Raw genomic sequence first — 22,821 nt, forward strand, 5'->3', positions numbered from 1 at the left:
GCCCAGAAACAGCGGAATTTAAGTGCATGATAGCTTCGATTGCCATCGCTCCCGAACACTATGTCAGTGAAGACACCTTCAAGCAGGAGCTGGAACATGTCTTTAAAAAGCAGTGGCTTTTTATTGGCTTCAGGGATGAACTTGCCAATCACAACGACTTCCTGACCCTGGATATCGCCGGCTTTCCCATTGTGGTGCAGAACTTCGATGGTGAATTATCCGCACTGTTGAACATCTGCAGTCACCGCAAAGCGCGGTTACAAACAGCGCCCAAGGGCAACCGCCCACTCAGATGCCCTTACCACTGCTGGAGCTATAAGGCCGGCGGTCGACTTGCGGGTATTCCCGCAAATAATCAGGAATTTCAGCTTGATGAGTCGCAAAAGGCGGCGCTGGGGCTAAAGCAGTTTGCTGTCGATACGTGCGGCAATTTCGTCTTTGTTCGCGTCAGTCAGGACGGCCCCTCCCTGAGAGCCTTTCTTGGCGATTGCTTTGGCATGCTTGAAGATTTTTCTGCGCATTTTAACGACCCGGTACACAGCGGCAGGTATGTCTGGAAGAGTAACTGGAAATTGGCCGTGGAAACTGTGCTCGAGGTTTACCATGTGCCTGGCACGCACCCAGACAGCTTTTCCAACCTCGCCAGGGCAGAATGTGACATCATCAGCATTGCGCCCCACAATCTGGGGAATACTCCCTTGCTGGAAGCCCCCAAGAAATGGTGGGCGGGAGTAAGAAAACAGCTCAAGCTAAACCAACACCCCACACTTGATGAATATAATCATGTGTTTATTTACCCCAATCTCGCCATCGGTCTGACCAACGGTTCACTGATGTCGGTACAAACCTACGACCCGCTCAATCGAGAAGAAACCGTACTTCATTACCGACTCAGGATGGTCTCTACCCCGGATGGTCCGGCGCGCGAAGGCGCTCTCAAGCGTGCCGTTGTCGCCAACTTCACTGAGTTTAATCACACCATTTTGGAAGAAGACCGCATTATGGCGGAGTCATGCCAATTGAATTATGCCCACACGGCAACCCCGGCGTTACTTGGCAAGTGCGAAGACAGAATTCGCTTATTTCACGACGCCTGGCGAACCGATAACGACAGAGCAAATTCGGAGGGTGCGAAATGAGCATGCCATTCGCCAAACGTTTTTCCATCGCGGGTCGCGTTATTGGTGATGGCGCCCCACCCCTTGTCATTGCTGAACTATCGGGCAACCACAAGGGTTCCCTCGAGCAGGCACTGGCACTGGTGGATGCCGCAGCCAAGGCTGGTGCCGATGCCATTAAAATTCAAACCTACACCGCTGATACCATCACACTCAATCACAATGGTCCTGAGTTTTGCATCACCGGCGGTCTGTGGGCGGGCAAAACCTTATACGAGCTCTATCAAGAGGCCTACACCCCCTGGGAGTGGCACAAGGCGCTGTTTGAGAGAGCAGCCGCGCATGGCGTCCCCTTGTTCTCATCCCCCTTCGATGGCTCGGCAGTATCGCTGCTCGAGTCGTTGAATGCGCCTGCATATAAAATTGCTTCTTTTGAAATCAATGATATCGGCCTGATTGAGCGCGTCGCCAAGACCGGCAAGCCTGTCATCATCTCCACAGGTCTGGCAACACTCAGCGAAATCGAAGAAGCGGTCCACACGGTTAAATCGGTTGGCGGCAATCAACTGGCCCTGCTGCACTGCATCAGCGGCTACCCCACGCCCATTGAAGACTGCAATCTGGCAACTATTCAGGATTTGGCCCGCCGCTTTGATGTCATCGTCGGGCTTAGTGACCACACCAAGGACAGCATCGCCAGCGTCACCGCCATTGCGCTGGGCGCACAGATAATCGAAAAACACTTCACACTGGACAGAAATGACGGTTCGGTCGACGCAGCGTTCTCACTGGAGCCCGATGAGTTTGCAGCCATGGTGAGGGATATCCGCCGTGCCCACGCCGCATTGGGACGGGTCAATTACGATCTGAAACCCAGCGAGCAGGGAGGCCGCGAATTTCGCCGCTCCCTCTATGTTTGCGCCGATATCAAGCAAGGAGAATTGTTCGGCGAGCACAATGTTCGCTCGGTACGTCCCGGTCTTGGTTTGCACACCCGCTACTTGCCTCAGGTACTGGGGCAAGTAGCTGCATGTGACATCGCTTTTGGCACCCCCCTGTCGGGCAACCACTTGACGACACCGCTGAAGGAGAAGTGCTGATGGCGGTTATTTGTGTGACTCAGGCACGCATTGGCTCTACCCGGCTGCCCGCAAAGGTGCTGATGGACATCGGGGGCATCCCCTTGATAGCAGCCCATTGCAACCGAGTCGCCAGAAGCCGGCTCATTGACAGGCACATTCTGGCTATCGCAGATACACCGGACAACGCCCCTTTACAGCGATGGGCTGAGTCGGCGACGATGCTGTACGCCCAGGGCAGTGAACTGGATGTGCTCTCAAGATTTTTCCTGGCCGCCCAAAAAGCCGGTGCCAGGGAGGGCGATACCATAGTGCGTTTGACCGGAGACTGTCCGCTGGTTGCACCAGAACTGATTGATGGGGTTATTCAGGCACATCTGGCAAATAATCCCGACGGGTACACTTACCTCGACCTGGGCGAGTTTCCCCGTGGATTCGACACTGAAGTATTCCCCTATAAATTGCTGGCGCAAACCGCGTTAACGGCAACCAGCCCAGCGGCCAGAGAGCATGTGACCTACAGCATGTACTCCGACGGCGCTGTACCTCTACTGGGCGTCAAACTGGGTAAGGCCGAATGGCGAGAGTTTCGCTTATGTGTTGATGAAGCTGATGATTTGGCTTTGGTTCGCTTCATTGCAAGTACGCTCGGCCCAAACTGGCTTGAAGCAGATGGCAAGCAAATTTGCACCCTTCTGATGGCTCAGCCAGATAAGGCCACCATCAACAGCCATGTAAAACAAAAAACGCCCCACTGAATACATTAAAAAACCTGCCGATAACCAGATTGATGGCAGGATCAAACTCACATGAGGATACGACTATGAACAAACAAGAATTTCTGAATGCACTGGAAGAAATCCTGGAACTGGATACCAACACCCTGAGTGGTACTGAAACACTCGCGGATATCGACACTTGGGATTCACTGGCATTCCTCAGCGTTATTGCCATGGCCGACGAGCATTTCGATATTGTTATTCAGGGTGATAAGCTCGAGCAAATTCAGTCAGTTGACGACTTAGTCTCTCTGGTTCAGGAACACCTGAGCGCCTGAAGATGATGCCCTCTCACCCCATGGATCTGAGCGGCAAACTGGTGCTGCTCTCCGGCGCTTCTGCCGGTATAGGTCGCGAAACGGCAATTCAGCTCTCCAGACTTGGGGCTCGTGTCATTATCAGCGGCCGTAATGAGCAAGCACTGGAACAAACGCTGACCATGATGAGCGGAAGCGGCCATATAGTCTCGCCTTTTGACATGGCCAATATCGACGGGATTGCCGATTGGGTGGTGTCGCTCAACAAGGCACATGGCCCAGCCGATGGCTATGTTCATTGCGCCGGAGTGCAGGTTAATCGTTCCATACGTCTGTTCGATGCCGCCTTTTTTGATGAAACCATGCGCATCAACCTCGCCAGCGCGCTGGCCGTGGCCAAAGGCTTTCGCCAACGGCGTAACAGAGAGCGCCAGGGAGCCATCGTGCTGGTGTCATCAATCGCCGGGCTCATAGGTCAAAGTGCGAATGTGGTTTATGGCGCCAGTAAGGCCGGGCTCATGTCAGCTACCCGTGGGCTGGCGATGGAACTGCTGCGAGACAACATCAGGGTGAACTGTGTTGCTCCGGCGCTGGTGAATACCGAGATGGCACAAAAGACCAGAGACAGCATGACAGAAGCGCAGTTTCAGGCCATTTTAGACCAGCACCCCATGGGAATTGGCGAGCCAGTTGATGTCGCCAATGCGATTGCCTTTTTACTCAGTGATGCCGCACGCTGGATTAATGCCGTGACCCTCCCTGTTGAGGGTGGCTATCTGGCCAATTAAGAGGTTTATCATGGGGTTAAGATTCACCCGCGTTACCGAAAATGACGCCGAATTACTGCTTAAGTGGCGCACGGATCCAGAGATAACCAAGAACATGTTTACCGACCTGGTCAATCCCAGTGTCGAATCGCAGCGCCGCTGGATTACCAGCCTTGCTGAACGTGAAGATTATCGCGCTTATATGATCCGCGATGACCAAACGCCCATTGGCTTTTTATGTTTTACCGATATCGATTGGCACAATAAAAAATGTTCTACCGGCAGTTATATCTACGATCGCCCTGCCCGACTGAAATACGGTGTCACCATGCACACCTACATTTGCAACTATGTGTTCCATCGTCTCGGCATGAATAAGATTGTCAATCTGGTCATGAATGCGAATGAAAAAGTCGTCAAGCTGCAACTGCTGCACAAGACCAGATTGGTGGGCGTGTTCAAACAACATATTTTTAAGGATGGCGAGTTCCACGATGTACATGTGTTCGAGCAACTCAAAGAAGACTGGGTACATCAAAAACAACACTATAGTCTCGAGCACATTGCCGCGGCTTTTAACGACTGGAAAACGCTTTAAACCGGATTAGCTTATGACAGATGTCACCGCACTTATCATTCAGGAAACGCAATCGCTGATTAATGCAAAAGGCGTGGATTGCCCTGAAATAACCACCGACAGCCGTTTTTTGCAGGATTTGCCGATGGATTCATTGGACCTGGCAACCTTACTGGTCTCTCTTGAGCTGACGCTTGGGAAAGATCCCTTTCGCGACGGGTTTAAAACCTTCCACTCTGTTGCAGAGCTGAGCGCCCTGTATCAGGCCATGGATAGCTGAGTCACTCACTGTGCACTGGATAAACGAGACTTTTCGCTGCATCGAATCCGGAAGGGAGTGGCAATGGCCTCCTTTCATCGAGCAGCAGCCAAAGCCGCAAGGCCTGGTTGTGCTGGACTTCAGCATAACCGGCGACATGCCGGTAAAGCACATTGTCTCTGCAATTACCTTGGCCCATGCGGCCAACTGCCCAGTCATACTGAGGCGGGATACCCATGTTCCTTTGCCAAAGAACTTGCCGTCTCATTTTTGCATTGGGTTGCAAACATCCGGTACCACGGGTAAACCCAAGCTGGTTTTCCACAGTCTGGATAAGTTGCTTCCAGTAAAAGCACTCGCAGCTGACACCCGCTGGCTGCTTTGCTATCACCCGATGAGCTTCGCCGGTTTGCAGGTTATTTTGCAGGCACTTTTCAGCGGAGCCCTTCTGATAAGCGCAGCCAACAGCAGCGCGGCAGAAAAAGCCGCTCTTGCCGCAGATGCCCGCGTTAACGCGATGGGAATAACCCCGTCGCTTTTTCGGGCCATGACCCTCTCCTGGCAAGATAATCTACCGCCACTCACCCAGTTAACCTTTGGTGGTGAGATTTGCGATGACGCTACTTTGGCGTTGGCAAGCAAGATGTTTCCAGCCGCCCGTATAAGGCACATCTATGCCACCACAGAGGCGGGGGTGGTGTTCAGCGTCAGGGATGGCCAGGCGGGCTTTCCGGCTTCCTGGCTCGGTCACCCACTGGCAGGAGGCAAGATACTATCAATCGTCGATGACATACTCTGGGTTTCTCATGGCGGTATCACGCTCAATACCGGTGACAGAGTAAGCCTTCAGGGTGACAGAATCGTCTTTAATGGGCGAAACGATAACATTGCCAATGTCGGCGGCGTAAAAGTAGACCTGGAGGCACTGGAGCAGACCATAATAGCCCTTGCATCCGTAACGGATGCTAGAGTATTTGCCCGCAGCAATCCCATCACGGGTCACCTGATCTGTTTGGAGTATCTTGCACCAAACGAGTCGGATGCCTCCGCCGAGATTGCCGCGTTCTGCCAGGGCCTGGTGCCAGAGATGCGTCCCCGGATTATTCGCCGCGTAACCGAAATTACGCTGACCGACGCAGGTAAAAAACAAAGGATCGGCCAATGAATTCAGAATCCCAAAAGCACGTAGTGGTGACTGGTGTAAGCCGCGGTCTGGGCCTCGCGATAGCAGGCTCTCTGTTGGCCGCTGGATACAGGGTCAGTGGTTGTAGCCGAGAGCGCACCGATGCAGTGGCTTCATTGGAAACCAATGCTGATTTTCGCTGGTTCCAATGCGATATTGGCAACGCCGACGAGGTGCACACTTTTATTCAAGCGGCCTGTCAGTGGGCCCAGGTACCGCTGTGGGGCCTTATCAACAATGCCGGTGTTGCCCGCGAAGGCATTCTTGCCACCTTCCCGAATGTCGACAGCGACGCCTTGTTGCAGATTAATCTGCACGGTGCGCTTTACCTTGCGCGGGAAGCCTTGCGCGTGATGCTGCCGCAAAACCGTGGTGGCCGGATAATCAACATCAGCTCCATCATAGGCAGTCGTGGCTACACAGGCCTTGCGGCGTATTCGGCCTCGAAAGCTGGCCTCGATGGATTGACCCGCGCTTTGGCGCGTGAAAATGGTCGCAGAGGGATCACTGTCAATTCTGTGGCCCCCGGTTATCTGGAGACTGAAATGTCTTCGACGCTCTCTGCCAAACAGCGGGATCAGATAGTCAACCGAACCCCATTGGGCCGCCTTGGTCAGGCAGAGGACGTCACCCCCCTCGTTCAGTTTCTCCTGTCAGAAGAAGCTGGGTTTATCACGGGACAAACTCTGACCGTGGACGGTGGTATAACGAACTGAGCCATGGTGCAAAACGGGCTGGCCGTGCTGTAATACCGTAGCCATACCATCAGTAATCACCTGACGGTATGAATCACACAGAAGCAAAACATTGCCGAATGGGTTTCTTTGCCGGATTAATATTTGAAACCTGCTGAAAGCTCATCCACTGACGGGATACATCAATGCAAGAGTGCGCGATATGCCATGGAACTGAATGGGAACAATTTTCGACCATAAGCTTTGGTGTATGGCAGAGTAACAACGGCCGTCTGTGGCGCGACACAGAGGACTATCCGTTGGGCTGCTGCGCCCAGTGCGGACATGTGCAAAATCTTGCCCAGTACAATGAAGCCCTGTTACATCGATTGTACTTTCATTCTCCTCAGGAAGAGGTGTACTGGTCACCCAACCTCATCGGAAGCGACTTCCCCTATCATCAGATGGTATCGATGTTTGCCGATGAGCTCCCCGAAGCGGCCGTTATCGCTGATTTGGGCTGCGGCCCCGGTAAGCTTCTTAAAGCGTGCCGCGACAAGCTGCCAAAGGCCAGGCTCCACGGGGCGGATTTTAACGACCGTTGCGCACTGGAGGGCATTAGCTACCAGAGTGCCAATTTAAGTGATGTGGATGCCCTGAAGGCGCTGTTCCCACACCAAAGCCTGGATCTGATTTGCAGCTCCCACACTCTGGAGCATTTACCCAACCCACGCGCTTTTTTGCTCGCCATCAAACCCTTGCTGAAAAATACCGGCATGGTGTTTATCGAAGTGCCGGACTTCTCCTCGCCCCATCCCTGGGAGATATCGGGTCAATCGAGTTTGGTCAACCAACAGCACATTCATTACTTCAGCAAAGACTCCCTGGCTGTTTTGGCGGGACTCTGCGGCTACGAAATTTTAAAAACCAAGCAGTTCGTGACCGGGTTTATTCCAAGGATCCAACTCTTGCTGCGCCCCTTGAACAAGCGGGTTTTGGGCATAGTCAAGCAGGTACAGGCCGATATCCACAACAAACATCTGGCGCTGTTGGAGGCAATCAGCACTGAGCTTGAAGCAGGAGGAGATGTCCACCTCTGGGGCGTTGGCGCGGATCTCTATCAGCTTATGGGCGAGCCCCGGTTTGACGCCTTGCTGGCAAACCCCAAGCTGACATTGCACGATGCGCAGTGGGCCGGGCATGAATTGGCGGGGAAAACCATTGCGCCTTCTACAGCACTCGGCGAGGTAAGCGGCAAAATAGTTATCACCCCGTCACTGGCAGAAACACGCACAAAGATGAATGCGGTGTCCAAGGGGTTTCAAGCTGACGTGATTGACTCGTATGCGCAAAGTTCGGCAACGACCACTGAGCTGAGTCTCTGCGCCCTGTGTGCCAGCAACGATTGGCAGCCGTTGGAAACGCTGATCAGTGGCAATTGGGATAAGTCCGGACCACAACTGGTGCGGCAAACACTCTCACTGCCGATAGCACAATGTCGGCACTGTGGACACGTTCAGATAGCCAAACCTTATGGTCCCCGCGAGTTTGACTTGCTCTATTTCTCCTCTGAGGGTGCCCCGGATATGTGGCCTGCCACAGGACCACATTCCCCCTACGATGACATGGTGGACTTATTTAAAGACAGGCTCGCCGACTTCAATACCATTGCCGATTTTGGCTGCGGCGCCGGGGTATTGCTCGATACCATCAAACGACATAAGCCCGATGCGCATTTCACCGGATTCGACTTTAAAGCGGGTGTAACCCCCGAGGGTATTCCTATCACCGCGTGTGATTTAAATGCACCGGGTGACATTTTGCAGGTTGCCCGGGGCGCCCTGTTTGATTTGATTGTCAGCAGCCATGTGCTTGAGCACCTTATTCAACCTGTACTTTTCTTAAGCAGCCTTAAACAGCGATTGAAGCAGGGCGGCATACTCTTTATCGAGGTACCTGACAGTGGATATGAACCAGATAATTGCCTGCATGAAACCAACCTGATCCACGGCCAACATATTCATTATTACACTGAAGAATCTTTGCTGCGCATGGCGGCAGTGGCGGGATTTGAATGCCTGAAACTTCGCCGCTTTCACACCGGCAGCATTCCCAGGCTACAGCTATTGCTGAGCCCCTGCTCACCCAGTCCACTCTCTTCGCCGGTGCAAAACAGTGCCCGCGACAGCATTAAGCAGAGGTTCGATGGTTACCGTGCCATGCAAGCGCGGATGATGACGACTATTCGCAATCTGCTGTCTTCAGGCACAGAAGTGGCGCTGTGGGGTGTAGGCGGAGATTTATTCCTGCTATGCCATGCCTATCCTGAACTTGAGTCTTTGATTAACTTGGGTCATGTTAGATTATTTGATGCCGCGCTGGCGGATAAGACATATCTGGGGACCGTAATATCTGCCTCCGATAAGCTGGTAAACACTGGCGCGCCGATTTTACTGACACCAATTTATTGGCCAACCCGAAGTCGGATGCATCAACTCGCTGCTGCTTGGTCAATTGAAGTGATAGACCCCTACCAAGTGACAAAGGAAATGAGTCATACATAACAGAGGGTTCAGGGCATGTCCGAGCTATTCCAGGCAAATTTGGACATTATTCGCAGGCGTTGGCCCGATATCGCCGAGCAGCTTGCTGAAATCACACCCGAAATGATAGACAGGCTGGAGCCTGTGCTTATTCAAGGTCGTCAACAAACCATTGCTGTATGCGGTAAGCAGCTTTCCAGCCGCCATGACAGGGACCGTGAAGCGACCCACTTGCTGCAGCACATTCCGGGTGGCCTTGACCGGGTATTGATTTTCGGCATGGGATTGGGTGACGTTCCGGCATTGGCGCTGTCCCGCTGGACCGACCGCCCTATCGAACTGTGCTTAATGTCTATGCCCATTACCGCAATGGTGCTGAATTACACCAATCAGACCGAGTGGCTCAGTGCCCCAAACCTCACGTTACGTCGTCCACGTTGGACAGACTGCTATGCCGGCCCCTGGACGGCAATCATCCCCGAACTGCAGTTGGCAGACCCGGATTTGGCCCGGGTACGTGATCATCTGGTGATGACGCTGCAACGCCCCTTTGTTGATTTACAGCATCAACTGGCGGAGAAAAACAACGCTTCCCGCATTGAGCAGACCCTTACGCTGCTGCAAACTCTGCCCAATGTCGCCACACTCTTTACCCGCAAAAATCCACGGGCAATCGTCATAGGCGCGGGCCCCAGCCTGGAAAGAGCCTATGAGTGGCTCTATGCCGGGCAACAGGCCCCTGAGCGCCCCAGCCTGATTGCTGCAGATACAGCGCACAAGGCTCTGACAAGCCATGGGATTGTCCCGGATATCGTTGTCACCATGGATGCCAGGATAAATGCGGCGCATCTCAACACTGAGACATCAGCTGACAGTACCCTTGTCTGCTTCCCTTCAACGAATCCCGAGGTTATCCGCGCCTGGCAAGGTCCCCGGATGGCTGCGCTGACCAAATCACCCACTCAGGATAAGTATGTCGACCGCCTTCCCTGTAACAGGTTATTCAGTGGTGGCAGCGTGATTCACCCTGCGCTGGATATCGCTGTTCAATGCGGTGCAACCGAAATTATTCTTTGCGGCTGTGATTTTGGGTTTCCAGAGGGGAAAAGCCATGCCTACTGGCAAGACGGGGCGCTGGGTGTTACCCATGACAACGCTGGCCATACCGTTGAAAACTACCATGGCCAGAATATTGCCACGACCCTGAATATGCGGGGCTACCTGTTGGCAGTGGAGCTCTTTATCAAACGCCATCCCAATGTGCGCTTTTTCAATCATGCAGGCATGGGTGCAAGCATATCCGATTGTCCGGTCAGGGAGTGTTGAATGCAACCAATCAGCGAAGGCGAACGATTTGAAATAGCTAAACAGCTGCAAGAGGCAGGAGCGCTCTTCAGAACAGGGCAGGAAGCCCATGGCGCGCAGACACTCAGAAGCGCTATCAACATGATGCTTAAAGCTGGGCAGCAGCCAAGTTTCAATGATTTGATGAAGGTTTTGCCGGAGGCATTGGCAGCTCAGGAGCGACAGGATTGGGTCGGATTGGCTGACTACCTCGAGTTCGATATGCCAGAAACCCTGATTGGCACCACCGACACAACAGAATGAGTAACAGGGTGCCCGGTAAAACGGTGATACAAGGGGAATAAGCGATGATAAAAATACAAGAATTTATCAAACAGTTAGCCGAAAAGTCCTTACCTTTGTCAGAGGAAGATTTTTCCCGTCTTGAGCGAGTGTGTCATCGTATCGATGCCTGTCGAAGCCTGCATGTCTGCTATAACGATGAGTTCCGCCCCGTCGGGCAGGAACTCATTGATGAGGCGTCGGTGTGGCATCTTTGCACCTACCTTATGCTGAATTTCGAACTGTCTGGTGAGTGGAAATATCTGAATACCGCAGGAAAATTGCTGAACGGTCACCTGAGCAAACCCATAGTCACCCCACCGCCGTTACTTAAGCAAAAGTTCGCACAAATCCTGTCCCTGCGCACCGGAGGCTTTCAATGAAAACCTTGGAAATCAGCCTGCTGCATTACGGCAAATTATCCCATTTGGGGCTGGCATATCTGGCCTATTTCAAGCATCGCGGTCTCAGATTCAAGCGCATTATTCTCATTCGTGACACCCTGTCCCCGTCCCCGGTATTTCCCCTTTCCCCGGACACGCCAGAAGCGGAGGCGGCTGATCTTATCGATGACTTTATCGAATCGCGCCGTCTCGACGCAGGTTTTGCAGCCCTGTGCCGCCAGGTAAGCGACTATATGGGGGTTGATGTTAATCCCGCACTTTGTCCACCGCTCGAAGAGTACGCCGAATCGGTAACGGATATCTTGGTAAAAGGTATCAATGACCCACGGCTGGTAGAACTTCTGCAACAGGAAAGTTGCCGAACCTTCCTGTACGCAGGTGGCGGGCGAATAGGGCCTGAGTTTTTTGCCATTGAGGGGGCAAAATACATTCATGTTCATGCCGGTGGTGCTCCGGCATTTCGGGGAGCCGATACCCTGCTGTGGGAAACTCTCTACGGTGCGCCGCATCAGCTGACCTGTTTTTTCCAGACGCCCGGTTTGGATGATGGCGACATTATCGCAAAATTCCCTGTGATGATTGACAGAATTCCCCTCGATTGGCCGAAGTGGGACCCGGAGCTGTTATACAAGGTCTGGCTGTTTTGTTACGACCCCCATCTGAGAGCCAGATTCATCACGGACCTTATCGTAGAGCAAGGCATCGACATGAGTTGCCCCCCCGTCAAAGCCAATGACGACCAGCAAAGCCGGGTATTTTATCTGATGGCACCGCAAATCAGAGCCTTGGCACTTGAGCGAATATTCAGCACTGACAATTGTCCCGGCCACAGAGACTGAGAAAAACGGCACCGTGCAAACAAAAAGGACATGTAATAAAAAACGGCGCTGAAATGCGGCGCCGCTTTTCATGGCCAACTCAGACTATCTGCAAGCTTGAGCCAGGCTGGAGAACTCTTTTTCAGTCAGTTAAACGAGCAACGCTTCCAGCCCACCCTTTGCCTTAAGTTGCCGTTCGCATTCGATAAGATCTGTTTCACTGTCTACTTCAAACCAGAAGCCGTCAAAAGGCACGGCTTCGATTTGCTCGCCCGTCGCCAACAGACGTCGCAAGAGCGAAGTCATGTCCAATTTGTCGACTTCCGCCTGGGGCAGTGCCGCCAGTAACGATTGAATGACGCCGAATCCTCGAGGCGTAAACTTCAGCAGCCCCATATATTGCCCCTGTACTTCGTCCAGGTGCTCAGGGCGCCGGCCTATGTCCACCAGCCTGCGACCATCGGTTAGCCGAAAGGTTTCGGCATCAGACAACGGATTATCAAATCGCTGCTGCCATTGGGACAACCAATTGGGATCGTACAGGATGGCGATATCACTTGATGCCGTCATCAGTGATTCTATGGCACTGGTTGGGTAAACAATGTCGGAGTAGCTGATTATGGTTTCATCCTCACAGATAAAGGGGGCACATGCCAATAATGAGCTGACCATATTGGTTTCGGACCAGCGGGCATTGGTAAAACTGATACTGACCCACGCCTGTACCTGTTCAGCCAAATAACCGGTCGCCGCCGCCACCTTGTCGATGCCCGCGCGTTTCATGGCGTCCAGCTGCATGGAAAGCATGGGTTTACCCAATACCGGCGTCAGGCCTTTCGGCTGAGTGCTTGTCAGTTGGCCCAAGCGACTACCGCGTCCGGCGGCAAGAATCACACCTTGCATAAAAGCTCCGTTAACATCGTTTGTGGATTATCAAAAAACGCCCTGATAAGCCCAGCGCCAAGATCGGCATATAAGGCATTCAGTGTTGCAGGCTCGGCGCCATTGTCAGCGGCGGGATAACTGAGCTTCGTTGGCAACAGCTCCCGTTCGGGGTGCCACATCATTCCAAGCCAGCCGTGCCGTGGACAGCTGCAACTTTCCACCACACCATCCGATGCGGTGGCGAGTATATCAAACTGCTCAGGGAGCGAATAAAAACCGTAATTGTGATAGCTGTTTACATTCAGCTCCCGGCCATTTAACTGAAGAAGATGGTTACTTTTCACATGCCCCGTGACGGGCTTCAGTTCAGCATCGAAATGCTGACAGAGTGCCTGCATACCACGGCAAACACCCAGCAGAGGCTTGCGCTTTTCAAGCGACCATCGGATAAGCACCCGCTCAACTTCGCTGCGACAATCGGCCCCCGTTTTGAGATGCACCCCGCCACCTGTCAGCACTGCACCCACTGCATCAATTTGCTCAAGCATGGTGCTCACAAGCTTTGCGTCGTTGGGCAGACAAATGGCTATCAGCCCGGCTTTATCCAGCAGTTCAGGCCAACTGCGGTCGAGGCTTGCATGCCATTCACCATGGGGCATGGCACTGTGTTGCTGGGTTATGAAGACTGCCTTCACGATAATACCCTGACCAGTTTGTTCGCGCAGTTAAGTTCCAGCACACCGGCACGGCACCACTGGGCATACTTTTGTTCTCCGGCACCTATTACCGCGGGGATCCCAAGCTCTGCCGCACGGATCGCCATATGGGAATTGCAGCCACCAAAAGCCGTAATAAAACCCGCAACCTTATGGCTGAAGATCCAGTCAAAGCCCGGATCGGCGCTGCTGATAAGCACGATTTTACCTTCTATGGACTGCTCGGTCGGATACACAACAACGGGGGCCACCGCCACCTTGGCGGTAATAAAATTGGGTTCAGTGTCACCCAGTGAAAACTCAAAGACCTGTTCAGGACGGGTTATCAGAGGTGGAAGGCGCATCAGGCGAGAACGGGCAAATTGACGTTTCCCCTCCATAATATTCTGGGACACCAGGGTTTGGTGGTCTCCGCACCCTGTCACCAGCTGGTATACCTTGGCCACATCCAGATAAGCCATGTCTTCACGTTCCAATCCCAGACTGGCCCCCCACTGGGCCAGTGACTCGAGGGCATCACTGAGATTACGACTGAAAACAAATTTGGCGTACTCCCTGCCTTCGATGGCGGCTTTGATAAAGTGCAGCAGCGACTCAGCACTGTGATTCAACCCATGTTGACGCAACAACTGATTCAGTTTGTGCGTCTGCACTTCATTGAGCTTAAAGGCTGGCTCGGCATCCGCCATCCGGGCTTTTTCGCCGAATCGGAAATACCGCTCCGGCTCGGCGTCGTATCTGGGCGAGCAAATGTCGTAGGTACCGGGTCGCAAATGCCCATATTCCTTAAGGAAACTCTCTTTGTCGAGTTGCTGTAAATCCTGGCTCAAACTACTGCTCACAGTATTGAGCGATCCTAAAAACGCCTGATAATCCTCACTGCTGAAACAACCGGTCTTTTGCAGAGACTGCAGCAACTGCACCGCGATAAAGGCGGCTCTCGCCAGCCCGGCAAAGGGCAGCGTACCGTAACGCTTGCAGTCTTCGAGCAACCAGTAGACACGCTGCAATGGGTCTTTGATTTCTCTGGTGACTATGGCGTGGCGCTCTTTGAGGCGTTCAATCCGGTGCAAATCCTGGATCCACAGTCCGGTTCGCGGGTCGATGATGTGATTGGTTAAGCGGCGCAGCAAACTCGCGATTTCCGAACACTCCCATTCACTGAAACCGGCGCTCGATAACTCAGTAAGCTTTTCGTCAATCGCCGGGGTGTAACAGGAAAGGACAATATCAAACTCAACCCTATCGTGCTGTGTCGGGTTATCCCTCAGACAGGCGAGATAATAATCCACCAGCTTATGGCCCAACGCCGGGCTGATATCTCGTGGCAAAAAGGAGTTAAAACTTAACCTTACGTCTATGTAAGGCAAGCCAAAGAAGTCCTGCATCAAAGGAAAGCTGCGCAGGTTTCGGTAGCCGTAATTGTCTCTCTGGTAGGCCCAGGTACTGTTGGTAATAAGCTCTTTATAAAGACTCAACGCCAGTGGCTTGGGGTACAGACCAATAATTTCGGCCGGATTCCAATCAGGCATAACACCATAGATGGTACTGCTGCCAAAAAGATAGGGATGTGGCGCCATTCCCAACGTCAGCTTATCGCGAACCAGCTCCAGGGTAGGGTTGAGATCCAGTCGCCCACGGGTTTTGATGGTCATGGGTCTGACCTGTAAAAGCCAGAGTGCGCCGCTGTTGTCGACTGCATACTCTATGTCCAGGGCGTCATTGTCGAATAACTCACAGAGTTCATCGGCCAATGCTATCAGGGATGCCAGCAAGGGATTGCTGCTCTGTGCTCCCTTTACCAGAAAATGGGTTGTGACCTGCCCTTCCTGGCCCCCGGTGACATTGTCGGTGGCCCCGGAAACATCATCGGCAATCACATAATAATCCGCCCCCGTGTCAGGGTCGCGGGTAAACAGCACCCCGTTATGAGTGACATCTGTTAACTGCGGCTGCACCAGGGCCAGCTCATTGTCGCCCAGAAGACCACCATAACTGCGAAATACCGTTTCCAGCGCCTGAAACAAGCTCAGTTCACACTTCACATTGAGAACCGAATCAAACTTGCCTGCCAGAGACACATCTGCCGCATCTTCACTGCTATGGGAACTACGTACTATCAGGGGCGAAGCAATCGCGGACAGCAGGGCCTTCCATTCATCCTTTTGCTTAAAATCCTTATAACTGACCAAATGCACCGGCATGATGCCTGCGCTGGATATACGTCCCATCAAACGCCGCAGGGTATCGCCCTTACAGCTAAATGCCATGGGCTCGGGATTAAGCTGCCGTTCAATCATGCGCTGCTCCAAATACCGTCAAACAATGCCGGGTAACTGTTTCAACGCCGATCTTAAACTCGTCCAAATTCGTGTTATCGAGTTTAAGATCGGGTTCTTTTGGAAATTCAGGTGCCATGCCCAATGCCAATTCCAAATTGTGGGCATCAATCCCGTGGTACAACCCCTTCTGATTACGACGTTTCAGCTCTGCAAAGGGCGGATTGAGAAAAACCTCGAAATAGCCCGGCAAATTAAGGCGATTCCATTGATGGATTTGATGAAACATGGACACGGTGGAAATCACCACATGAGCGCCCTGCCCGGCCAACAACCCGGCGAGCTTTGCATACTGCATGGCCAATGCCAATCGACCGGTCTGAGAGTAATCCTGATTGGAAAACACCTGCCTGAGCGCATCACCGTCCAGATGAATGGTCTTCATCCCGGCCACAGAAAGCCGCTCTATCAGGGCGCAGGAAAAGGTTGTTTTGCCCGCGCCGGGTAATCCGGTAATCCAAATAACTTGTCCTGTCACTCGCTTTCTCTCCGGTGATCTTGCCAGTACCACCAATCTGGATGACGTTCCCCCGCCAAAATGTAGCGGATGGCTTCAAGCGCGTACTCTTCTGAACGGCCAAGGTTATACAGGGTACGTTGAAAAAACGCCTGTCCTGCGCTCGTGTTCATTTTGTTGTTGAGCGCTAGCTCCACTCGCTCATTGAGTTCGGCAGCACTTTCAACGCAATCACCAAAATAGGGGCGGTCAGTAATAAACTGATTATCGGGATAACGTTCACATAAAGTCTGATGATTACCCGAGAAGAAAACTGGCCTTCTCCCGGTAAGCAATGCAAAGGAAAATGCCACCGATGCGGTATCCGTAATCAGCAGTTTTGCCCGGGAAAAACTGGCCAGATAACTGCGTTTGTCATCATCGATTTCACAACGCGGATGGCCTGCAGCCCAATGCAATATTCGGCGCAATGCCTCGGCCCTTGGATGCGCCAATGAAAATTGCACCAGCGCCATATCTTCCGGGTGTGGCCGAATGATCAACTTAAGCTGGGGGTGTGTTGCCAAGAGTTCTTTTAAAAAGACTTCGGCCTCCAGTATCGAATAACTCTCATCACACTCATTTTTTGCCGGCAGTGAACTCAACGTGGGCGCATAGATGATGAGATCTTCCGGAACTGCGTTTTCATACAGCGCCTTGTACTGCCTGAGATTGGCATCATGCTTGGGATACCCCCCCGGAATAAGCACCACCTGCTCATTCAAATTCAGTTCGCGGCATATGTTTTGATGCATTTTCATGCTGGCCAGGGAAGGGACGAACACATAATGCAAATCCGAGGCCTGCAGGTGCTGATAGGTCTGATCGCTAAACAGCAGAAAATCGTAAACCATGTGCACAAAGCTGAGTTTGGGTGTCTGGCGTGGTGAGCAGTCAAACACATGGGCAGAGATGACCAGGTCGACATCTGAATACCGCTGCATGGCCGACTGACTCATCAGAAAAAATGCTTCATTGGATTTGTCAGTGAGGAGATCAGTAAACCAATTCAGCTGATAGTGGTTTTGCAGACTCTGTGGTAAGGCGCCCAGATGCTCTATGTATCCCCCACCTCTCCCCAGGGCATAGAGTCCAATCACTGCACTGCCATCTCGACGGGCATCGAGGCATTGGTATGCTTCGGCGAAAAAACGGCGCTCGAAGTCAACAAAGTCTGTCAGAGGCTCTGCCAACAGCTTTAGCGCCCGCATTTTATCTTCTGCCAACATCTGCTCAAGCACAATCGCAGCCGAATCTGAACCCAGGGGTAAACATCGGGTTTCAGGTACCCCTGCCGCCACCAAACGGGCTATCGCAGCCTGCGCATACTCGGGCATTGAAATCGCTATTAAAAACAGCCCGTGGGGCGAAGGCAGGGACGTTGATGAATAAACGACAGCCCCTTCAAACTGGCCCTTGGCCACCTCATCCACCACGGAAAAGCCCATTCCAAACTTTCTGAGAATAACGGCCAGCTTACGCGCAAAAGATCCGGCGCCAACCAGGTATATTCCAGGCTCTTCCACGTGGGGACTCGGGGCTGGGGTCATCGTTTTTGAGCCATCCAGATATTGGTTTGATAAGGGATTTCGATGGTCGGTTTGCCCAGATTAACCAGTTGACGCTCAATGGCATCTACCACGGCGCCGAACCTGTTACCCGCCTGTCGCTCCAAAGTCGCATGGGATCGCCAGGCTTCCACACACTCTTCAACACTCTGCTGATGTACGACCCGGGCATCCAGGTGCACCACAGGGCCGAACAGCTGACTGGCATCAATCACTGCTGTCTGGTCTTCCCGGCGGGTGCCATAGCCATAACTGGGCACCATGTCTTTGATAGTGTTTTCAATCAGGGTTTGAATTGGGTCCATCAAGTCCCTGTGATTCCACATGCAAGCGAACCAGCCTTGGGGTTCCAACATACGGCAGGTTTCTTTCAGCGCTGCCTGTCGGTCGCACACGTTGAAGGAGCTGCCAAAGGTGACCAGAGAAAAGGCGCCATCAGCCTGACCTGTATGCTCACCCGTACCCTCGTGCCAGGCCACATTACCAAAATGCGCCGTACGCTTTACGCCATTGGCGCGCATGGCATCGTTTGGTTCTACCGCAATAACGTCAAACTCTTTTGCGGCCAGCATCAGGGTCAGGTGCGCAACACCGGCCCCGACATCACATACCTTGTCACCTGCATTCACGCCGGCAATGGCAACCATTGCATCGATTGCCGCCTGAGCATAATCAGGACGCTTCAGATAGGCATCAGCCAGCGCGGTATAATCCCATTCGGTCTTCATGATTAACACTCCTTCTTAGGGTCAGAGTTGACCTTTCTTGTTATTAACAGTTACAGGTGGTCCTGCAGGTACCACCAGCCCTCAACTTTTTGACCACTCAGCATATTGGGCAAATGTTGTTGCAAATATTCAAATGAGTGCCCGCGGTTGAACACCACGGATTCCCTAAAGGTTTTTCGTTCGGGCGTGTCCCAGTTATCGGTCAGACAGAGCTGCAAACTGGCGATAAGGTCGTCCACCTTATCAACGCAAAATCCAAACTTTTCACGATCCTTGATGTAGCTGATATCCGGGAAGGTTTGGCGCACCATGTCCTGGTTCACCGAATAGAAAATCACCGGCCGTCCAGTAGTCAACGCAAAGGAGTAGGCAATTGCGGAGGTATCTGAAATCATCACTGCGGCACGGGCAAAGGTACGGCTGTAATCACCTGCCACTGCGTCCAGTTCACACCTTGGGTGCTCTTCACACCACTGCAACAGGGTGCGAAAGGCACTTGCGCGGCGCCCCTGAATGCCCTGACGCAAAATTGAAAGATCGTCCGGATGCGGCCTGAATATCACTTTCTTGTCAGGAAAGGTGTCCAGAATCCGCTGGATAAACGCAGGCGCGTCAAAGATTGAATAGGTATATCGCGTTTCTTCCGCCTTCATCATGGCACTGAGGGTTGGCGCATACAGAATAGCGTCGGGCTCACCAACCAATGCACTGGCGGCTTCAAATTGGGTTAAATTGGTATCAAATCTGGGATAACCACCCGGAATAAATACAATATTGTTGGTCAGGCCATAGTCGAAACAGATTTTTTGGTGGAGTTTCATGCTCGGTACTGATGGCATAAACAGGTAGTGGGTATCGGCCTGCGCCATCACCCGGGCCACCAGGTCCCGATAGACCAAAAAATCGTACACCATGTGCATCATGGTCAACTTGGGGACTGCTGCCGGCGCACACTCAAAAAAGTGCGGATTGATGACAAACTCGGGCCAGCTGTTGTTCAACATGGCCCCTTCGCTCATCAACATGTATCCCTCTGACTTATCCGCGGGGGTTGCGGGCTGATCGCTGAAGGTTTTGACATCACAGGTGGCACTTAATCGATGCGGTAAATCAAGGACATGGCGCCTAAAGCCACTGCCTTTACCTATGTAGCAAAATCCAACCCGGGGTTTTGCGGTTTTTTCTTCAAGCAACCGCTCGTAGTCCCGGGCATAGAATGCTTTTTCCAAGTCCAGGAAATCAGTCACTCCCTGACTCAGCAGCTCGTTCAATAATGCCCGGTTTTCAAGACACATCTGCTCGAATACGTTGCCGGCAGATTCATAAATAAACAGCAGAATTTGGTCACTCGCTACTCCCGCTGCCATTAACCTGTTTCTGGCAGCTTCGGCATACTCGGGAAAAGAGATGGCAACAAGGCACAATCTGTCGGTATGGGGTATTTCGCTCGCACGATATACCGCTCTGTCGCGAAAGGGCGAGGGCAGCAGCTCATCGATAAACTCGTGCTTAATCCCAAGCAGTTCGAGCATGGTCGAAAGCTTCACAGCAAAAGAGCCACCGCCGACTATATACACGCCTTGTTGCAACATTAATGGCCCCCATCGGTATTAGCGGTCGAGTCCATCAGTGCTTTCAGCTGGCTCACAATAAACTGCACCGATGCATCGGTTAAATGACAGTGCAGTGGTAGGGTGAGTATCGACTGATAGAACTGCTCGGCCTGGGGGCAATACCCCTCTTGAAACTGATAGTTTGATTGATAATAGGGTTGCAGGTAGACAGGAAAATAATGCACTTGAACCTGAATGCCCGAACGGCGCATCGCGTCAAAAAGCTGCCTTCGCTGGGCGGATACATCCAGGCGCACCATCATCAGGTGCCATGCGCTGTGGCTGTCAGAAAGCGGTTCAACCACAGATGCAGATACCTGAGCGAGTGCATCCCGATAGGTGTCTGCAAGTTCGTTACGCGTCTGAACAAAGGTTTCCAGCCGGGCCATCTGTGACAGCCCCAATGCCGCCTGCAGATCTGTCATGCGATAGTTAAAGCCAAGCTGCTGCTGCTCGTAGTACCAGTCCCCCTCGGTGGGGCGGGTCATCAATGCAGCCGCTTTAGTAATGCCGTGGCTTCTCAGCAGCGCCATTTTTTCAGCCAGCTCGCTGCTATTGGTCAGTGCCATACCACCTTCGGCGCTGGTAACTATCTTTACCGGATGAAAGCTGAACACTGTGATATCACTGAATGCACAACTGCCAATACGTTTACCCTGATAGCTGCCACCAATACCATGGGAAGCATCTTCAATCAGCTTGAAACCAAATTCCCGAGCCAATCTTGAAATGGCCTCCATGTCGCAGCTGTGACCGCACAGGTGCACTGGAATCACCACTTTCGGCAACTTGCCCTGAGACTGGGCTATGTTAAGTTTGGCCTCCAAGGCGACCGCACACATGTTGCCTGTCACCGGATCTACATCGACAAAATCAACCTGTGCGCCGCAATAAAGTGCACAGTTTGCCGACGCTACAAAGGTAATTGGCGAGGTCCATACCACATCCCCCTCTCCAACTCCCAGAGCCAAACAGGCGATATGCAGCGCTGATGTAGCGCTGTTTACCGCCACGGCGTAATTCGCGCCGGACGCTTCACACACTGCTTTTTCGAAGGCAGGGACTTTTGGGCCTTGAGTTAACCAGTCCGACTGCAGCACCTCGACCACCGCATCAATGTCACTTTGGTTGATGTCCTGCTTACCGTAAGGGATCATGCCAAAGCGTCCAGCTTGATAATTTCTTCCACAGAGAGGAATTGGCTATTGGTCCCCGAGTTGTACTCGTAGCCCATAGGCACAGGCTGCCCCTTCTCACCTAACGAATTGGTGCAAAAGTCCGTTTCTCTTCCAAAAAACTTAATACTGGGTGTAATAACGAAGTGGTCGTCAAATTCCAGTGTGTGGTGAGAATCGTCGGCCGGACACATGATCTCATGCATTTTTTCTCCGGGACGAATACCAATGATCTCCTGCTTCAGATTTGGCGCGTAAGCCGCAGCCAGCTCTGTAATTCTTACTGAAGGGATTTTAGGAACAAAAATCTCGCCGCCTTGCATGCGCTCGAAATTTTTAAGCACAAAATCCACCCCTTCTTGCAAGGTTATCCAGAAACGGGTCATATCGGGATGAGTGATGGGTAAGGTCGGGGCTCCATCGGCAATCAATTTTTTGAACAAGGGAACAACAGAGCCCCGGGAGCCAACAACATTGCCGTATCTAACGGCGGCAAATCGGGTATTGCCAACGCCCACTATATTATTGGCGGCGATGAACAGCTTGTCAGAAGCCAACTTGGTGGCGCCGTAAAGATTGATGGGGTTAGCGGCCTTATCGGTGGACAATGCAATCACGCGACTGACTTTGTTAAAAATAGCCGCCTTGATAACATTTTCAGCCCCATGAATATTGGTCTTGATACATTCCATCGGGTTGTATTCGGCGGCCGGCACCTGCTTCATCGCGGCAGCGTGGATAACAAAATCCACATCTTTCAGGGCGTACATCAACCTGTCTGCATCCCTGACATCGCCGATAAAGTAACGCATACAGGGGTCGTGGAACTCCTGCTGCATTTCATACTGTTTCAGCTCATCGCGGGAATAGATGATAAGACGTTTCGGCTTAAATCTTTTCAGCAAGGTGCTGACATATTTGTGACCAAAAGAGCCAGTGCCCCCTGTAATCAGTATCGATTTATTGTCAAACATGTTGCCCCCACCGCTTACGAATTCCGGCCATCAAAAAAGGACCAAATTTATTCTAAATATTAATCAGATAGAATAAACAGATAGACACAAATGTCCATACGTGATTGCCGCCGCCAAAAAGCAAGTCACACTCTTGTCTCTTCGCAGCAAAGCAAGATTCGAACCATGATCTCATTTTGACATTTTATTGTGTTGTTTTTGGTATAACACTTGCTTAACCAATTCATCTTTAAGCAAATCCAT

Annotated in this window: 23 protein-coding genes; 14 read left to right on the forward strand and 9 right to left on the reverse strand. The window is 52.3% G+C overall.

Translation table 11 applies throughout. The annotated features are described in order from the left end of the window. The first annotated feature begins 26 nt into the window (after window positions 1–26). From K0H79_RS12145 to K0H79_RS12210, 14 genes are all read left to right on the forward strand, one after another. The gene (locus K0H79_RS12145; protein WP_220075976.1) at window positions 27–1,139 is read left to right on the forward strand and encodes an aromatic ring-hydroxylating dioxygenase subunit alpha; all 1,113 of its coding nucleotides are present in this window, start codon (window positions 27–29) and stop codon (window positions 1,137–1,139) included. After that, window positions 1,136–2,218, forward strand: coding sequence for a pseudaminic acid synthase (gene pseI, locus K0H79_RS12150; protein WP_309304482.1), 1,083 nt, complete (start codon window positions 1,136–1,138; stop codon window positions 2,216–2,218). The genes K0H79_RS12145 and pseI overlap by 4 nt, the downstream gene beginning before the upstream one ends. Further along, on the forward strand, window positions 2,218–2,955 hold the full coding sequence (locus K0H79_RS12155) for a cytidylyltransferase domain-containing protein (RefSeq protein WP_220075977.1): 738 nt from the start codon (window positions 2,218–2,220) through the stop codon (window positions 2,953–2,955). Before pseI ends, K0H79_RS12155 begins: the two co-directional genes overlap by 1 nt. 65 nt (window positions 2,956–3,020) lie before the next feature. After that, complete coding sequence (locus K0H79_RS12160) at window positions 3,021–3,254, forward strand: acyl carrier protein (protein ID WP_220075978.1); 234 nt, start codon at window positions 3,021–3,023, stop codon at window positions 3,252–3,254. 2 nt (window positions 3,255–3,256) lie between these two features. Further along, complete coding sequence (locus K0H79_RS12165) at window positions 3,257–4,021, forward strand: SDR family NAD(P)-dependent oxidoreductase (RefSeq protein WP_258405382.1); 765 nt, start codon at window positions 3,257–3,259, stop codon at window positions 4,019–4,021. Window positions 4,022–4,031: 10 nt separating this feature from the next. Beyond that, window positions 4,032–4,598, forward strand: coding sequence for a UDP-4-amino-4,6-dideoxy-N-acetyl-beta-L-altrosamine N-acetyltransferase (gene pseH, locus K0H79_RS12170; RefSeq protein ID WP_220075979.1), 567 nt, complete (start codon window positions 4,032–4,034; stop codon window positions 4,596–4,598). 13 nt (window positions 4,599–4,611) lie between these two features. Then, window positions 4,612–4,857: a phosphopantetheine-binding protein gene (locus K0H79_RS12175; RefSeq protein ID WP_220075980.1), complete on the forward strand. Its 246-nt coding sequence runs from the start codon at window positions 4,612–4,614 to the stop codon at window positions 4,855–4,857. 109 nt (window positions 4,858–4,966) lie between these two features. Then, window positions 4,967–6,001, forward strand: a complete 1,035-nt coding sequence (locus tag K0H79_RS12180; RefSeq protein WP_220075981.1) for an AMP-binding protein — start codon at window positions 4,967–4,969, stop codon at window positions 5,999–6,001. Further along, window positions 5,998–6,735 carry an SDR family NAD(P)-dependent oxidoreductase gene (locus K0H79_RS12185; protein WP_220075982.1) on the forward strand — a complete coding sequence of 246 codons (738 nt, stop codon included), beginning with the start codon at window positions 5,998–6,000 and terminating at the stop codon, window positions 6,733–6,735. The genes K0H79_RS12180 and K0H79_RS12185 overlap by 4 nt, the downstream gene beginning before the upstream one ends. 164 nt (window positions 6,736–6,899) lie before the next feature. Next, window positions 6,900–9,257 (forward strand): class I SAM-dependent methyltransferase, encoded by a 2,358-nt coding sequence (locus K0H79_RS12190; protein WP_220075983.1) that lies wholly within the window; start codon window positions 6,900–6,902, stop codon window positions 9,255–9,257. 15 nt (window positions 9,258–9,272) lie between these two features. After that, entirely contained in the window at window positions 9,273–10,562 is a 1,290-nt protein-coding gene (locus K0H79_RS12195) for a motility associated factor glycosyltransferase family protein (RefSeq protein ID WP_220075984.1), read from the forward strand. Further along, window positions 10,563–10,844, forward strand: coding sequence for a hypothetical protein (locus K0H79_RS12200; protein WP_220075985.1), 282 nt, complete (start codon window positions 10,563–10,565; stop codon window positions 10,842–10,844). Between the two features lie 44 nt (window positions 10,845–10,888). Further along, window positions 10,889–11,245 (forward strand): hypothetical protein, encoded by a 357-nt coding sequence (locus K0H79_RS12205; RefSeq protein ID WP_220075986.1) that lies wholly within the window; start codon window positions 10,889–10,891, stop codon window positions 11,243–11,245. After that, a complete protein-coding gene (locus tag K0H79_RS12210; protein ID WP_220075987.1) occupies window positions 11,242–12,105 on the forward strand; it encodes a hypothetical protein in 864 nt (287 codons plus the stop codon). The genes K0H79_RS12205 and K0H79_RS12210 overlap by 4 nt, the downstream gene beginning before the upstream one ends. Window positions 12,106–12,234: 129 nt before the next feature. Here K0H79_RS12210 and K0H79_RS12215 read toward each other — a convergent pair whose 3' ends face one another. Genes K0H79_RS12215 through pseB form a run of 9 tightly spaced genes read right to left on the reverse strand, consistent with a single transcriptional unit; the run spans window position 12,235 to window position 22,578 of the window. Then, entirely contained in the window at window positions 12,235–12,987 is a 753-nt protein-coding gene (locus K0H79_RS12215) for an NTP transferase domain-containing protein (RefSeq protein WP_220075988.1), read from the reverse strand. After that, window positions 12,975–13,664 (reverse strand): gamma-glutamyl-gamma-aminobutyrate hydrolase family protein, encoded by a 690-nt coding sequence (locus K0H79_RS12220; RefSeq protein ID WP_220075989.1) that lies wholly within the window; start codon window positions 13,662–13,664, stop codon window positions 12,975–12,977. Before K0H79_RS12220 ends, K0H79_RS12215 begins: the two co-directional genes overlap by 13 nt. Next, window positions 13,661–15,985, reverse strand: coding sequence for a PEP/pyruvate-binding domain-containing protein (locus K0H79_RS12225; protein WP_220075990.1), 2,325 nt, complete (start codon window positions 15,983–15,985; stop codon window positions 13,661–13,663). The genes K0H79_RS12220 and K0H79_RS12225 overlap by 4 nt, the downstream gene beginning before the upstream one ends. Continuing rightward, a complete protein-coding gene (locus tag K0H79_RS12230; RefSeq protein ID WP_220075991.1) occupies window positions 15,978–16,502 on the reverse strand; it encodes an adenylyl-sulfate kinase in 525 nt (174 codons plus the stop codon). The genes K0H79_RS12225 and K0H79_RS12230 overlap by 8 nt, the downstream gene beginning before the upstream one ends. Further along, window positions 16,499–18,070, reverse strand: a complete 1,572-nt coding sequence (locus K0H79_RS12235; protein WP_220075992.1) for a hypothetical protein — start codon at window positions 18,068–18,070, stop codon at window positions 16,499–16,501. Before K0H79_RS12235 ends, K0H79_RS12230 begins: the two co-directional genes overlap by 4 nt. Continuing rightward, a complete protein-coding gene (locus K0H79_RS12240; RefSeq protein WP_220075993.1) occupies window positions 18,067–18,816 on the reverse strand; it encodes a class I SAM-dependent methyltransferase in 750 nt (249 codons plus the stop codon). The genes K0H79_RS12235 and K0H79_RS12240 overlap by 4 nt, the downstream gene beginning before the upstream one ends. A 50-nt stretch (window positions 18,817–18,866) precedes the next feature. Next, window positions 18,867–20,408, reverse strand: coding sequence for a CDP-glycerol glycerophosphotransferase family protein (locus K0H79_RS12245; RefSeq protein WP_220075994.1), 1,542 nt, complete (start codon window positions 20,406–20,408; stop codon window positions 18,867–18,869). After that, complete coding sequence (gene pseC, locus K0H79_RS12250) at window positions 20,408–21,586, reverse strand: UDP-4-amino-4,6-dideoxy-N-acetyl-beta-L-altrosamine transaminase (protein WP_220075995.1); 1,179 nt, start codon at window positions 21,584–21,586, stop codon at window positions 20,408–20,410. Before pseC ends, K0H79_RS12245 begins: the two co-directional genes overlap by 1 nt. Continuing rightward, complete coding sequence (gene pseB / locus K0H79_RS12255) at window positions 21,583–22,578, reverse strand: UDP-N-acetylglucosamine 4,6-dehydratase (inverting) (protein ID WP_220075996.1); 996 nt, start codon at window positions 22,576–22,578, stop codon at window positions 21,583–21,585. The genes pseC and pseB overlap by 4 nt, the downstream gene beginning before the upstream one ends. Window positions 22,579–22,821: the final 243 nt, after the last annotated feature.

Origin of the sequence: Shewanella sp. FJAT-52076 (genome assembly GCF_019457455.1) — a bacterium.
GTDB lineage: Bacteria > Pseudomonadota > Gammaproteobacteria > Enterobacterales > Shewanellaceae > Shewanella > Shewanella zhangzhouensis.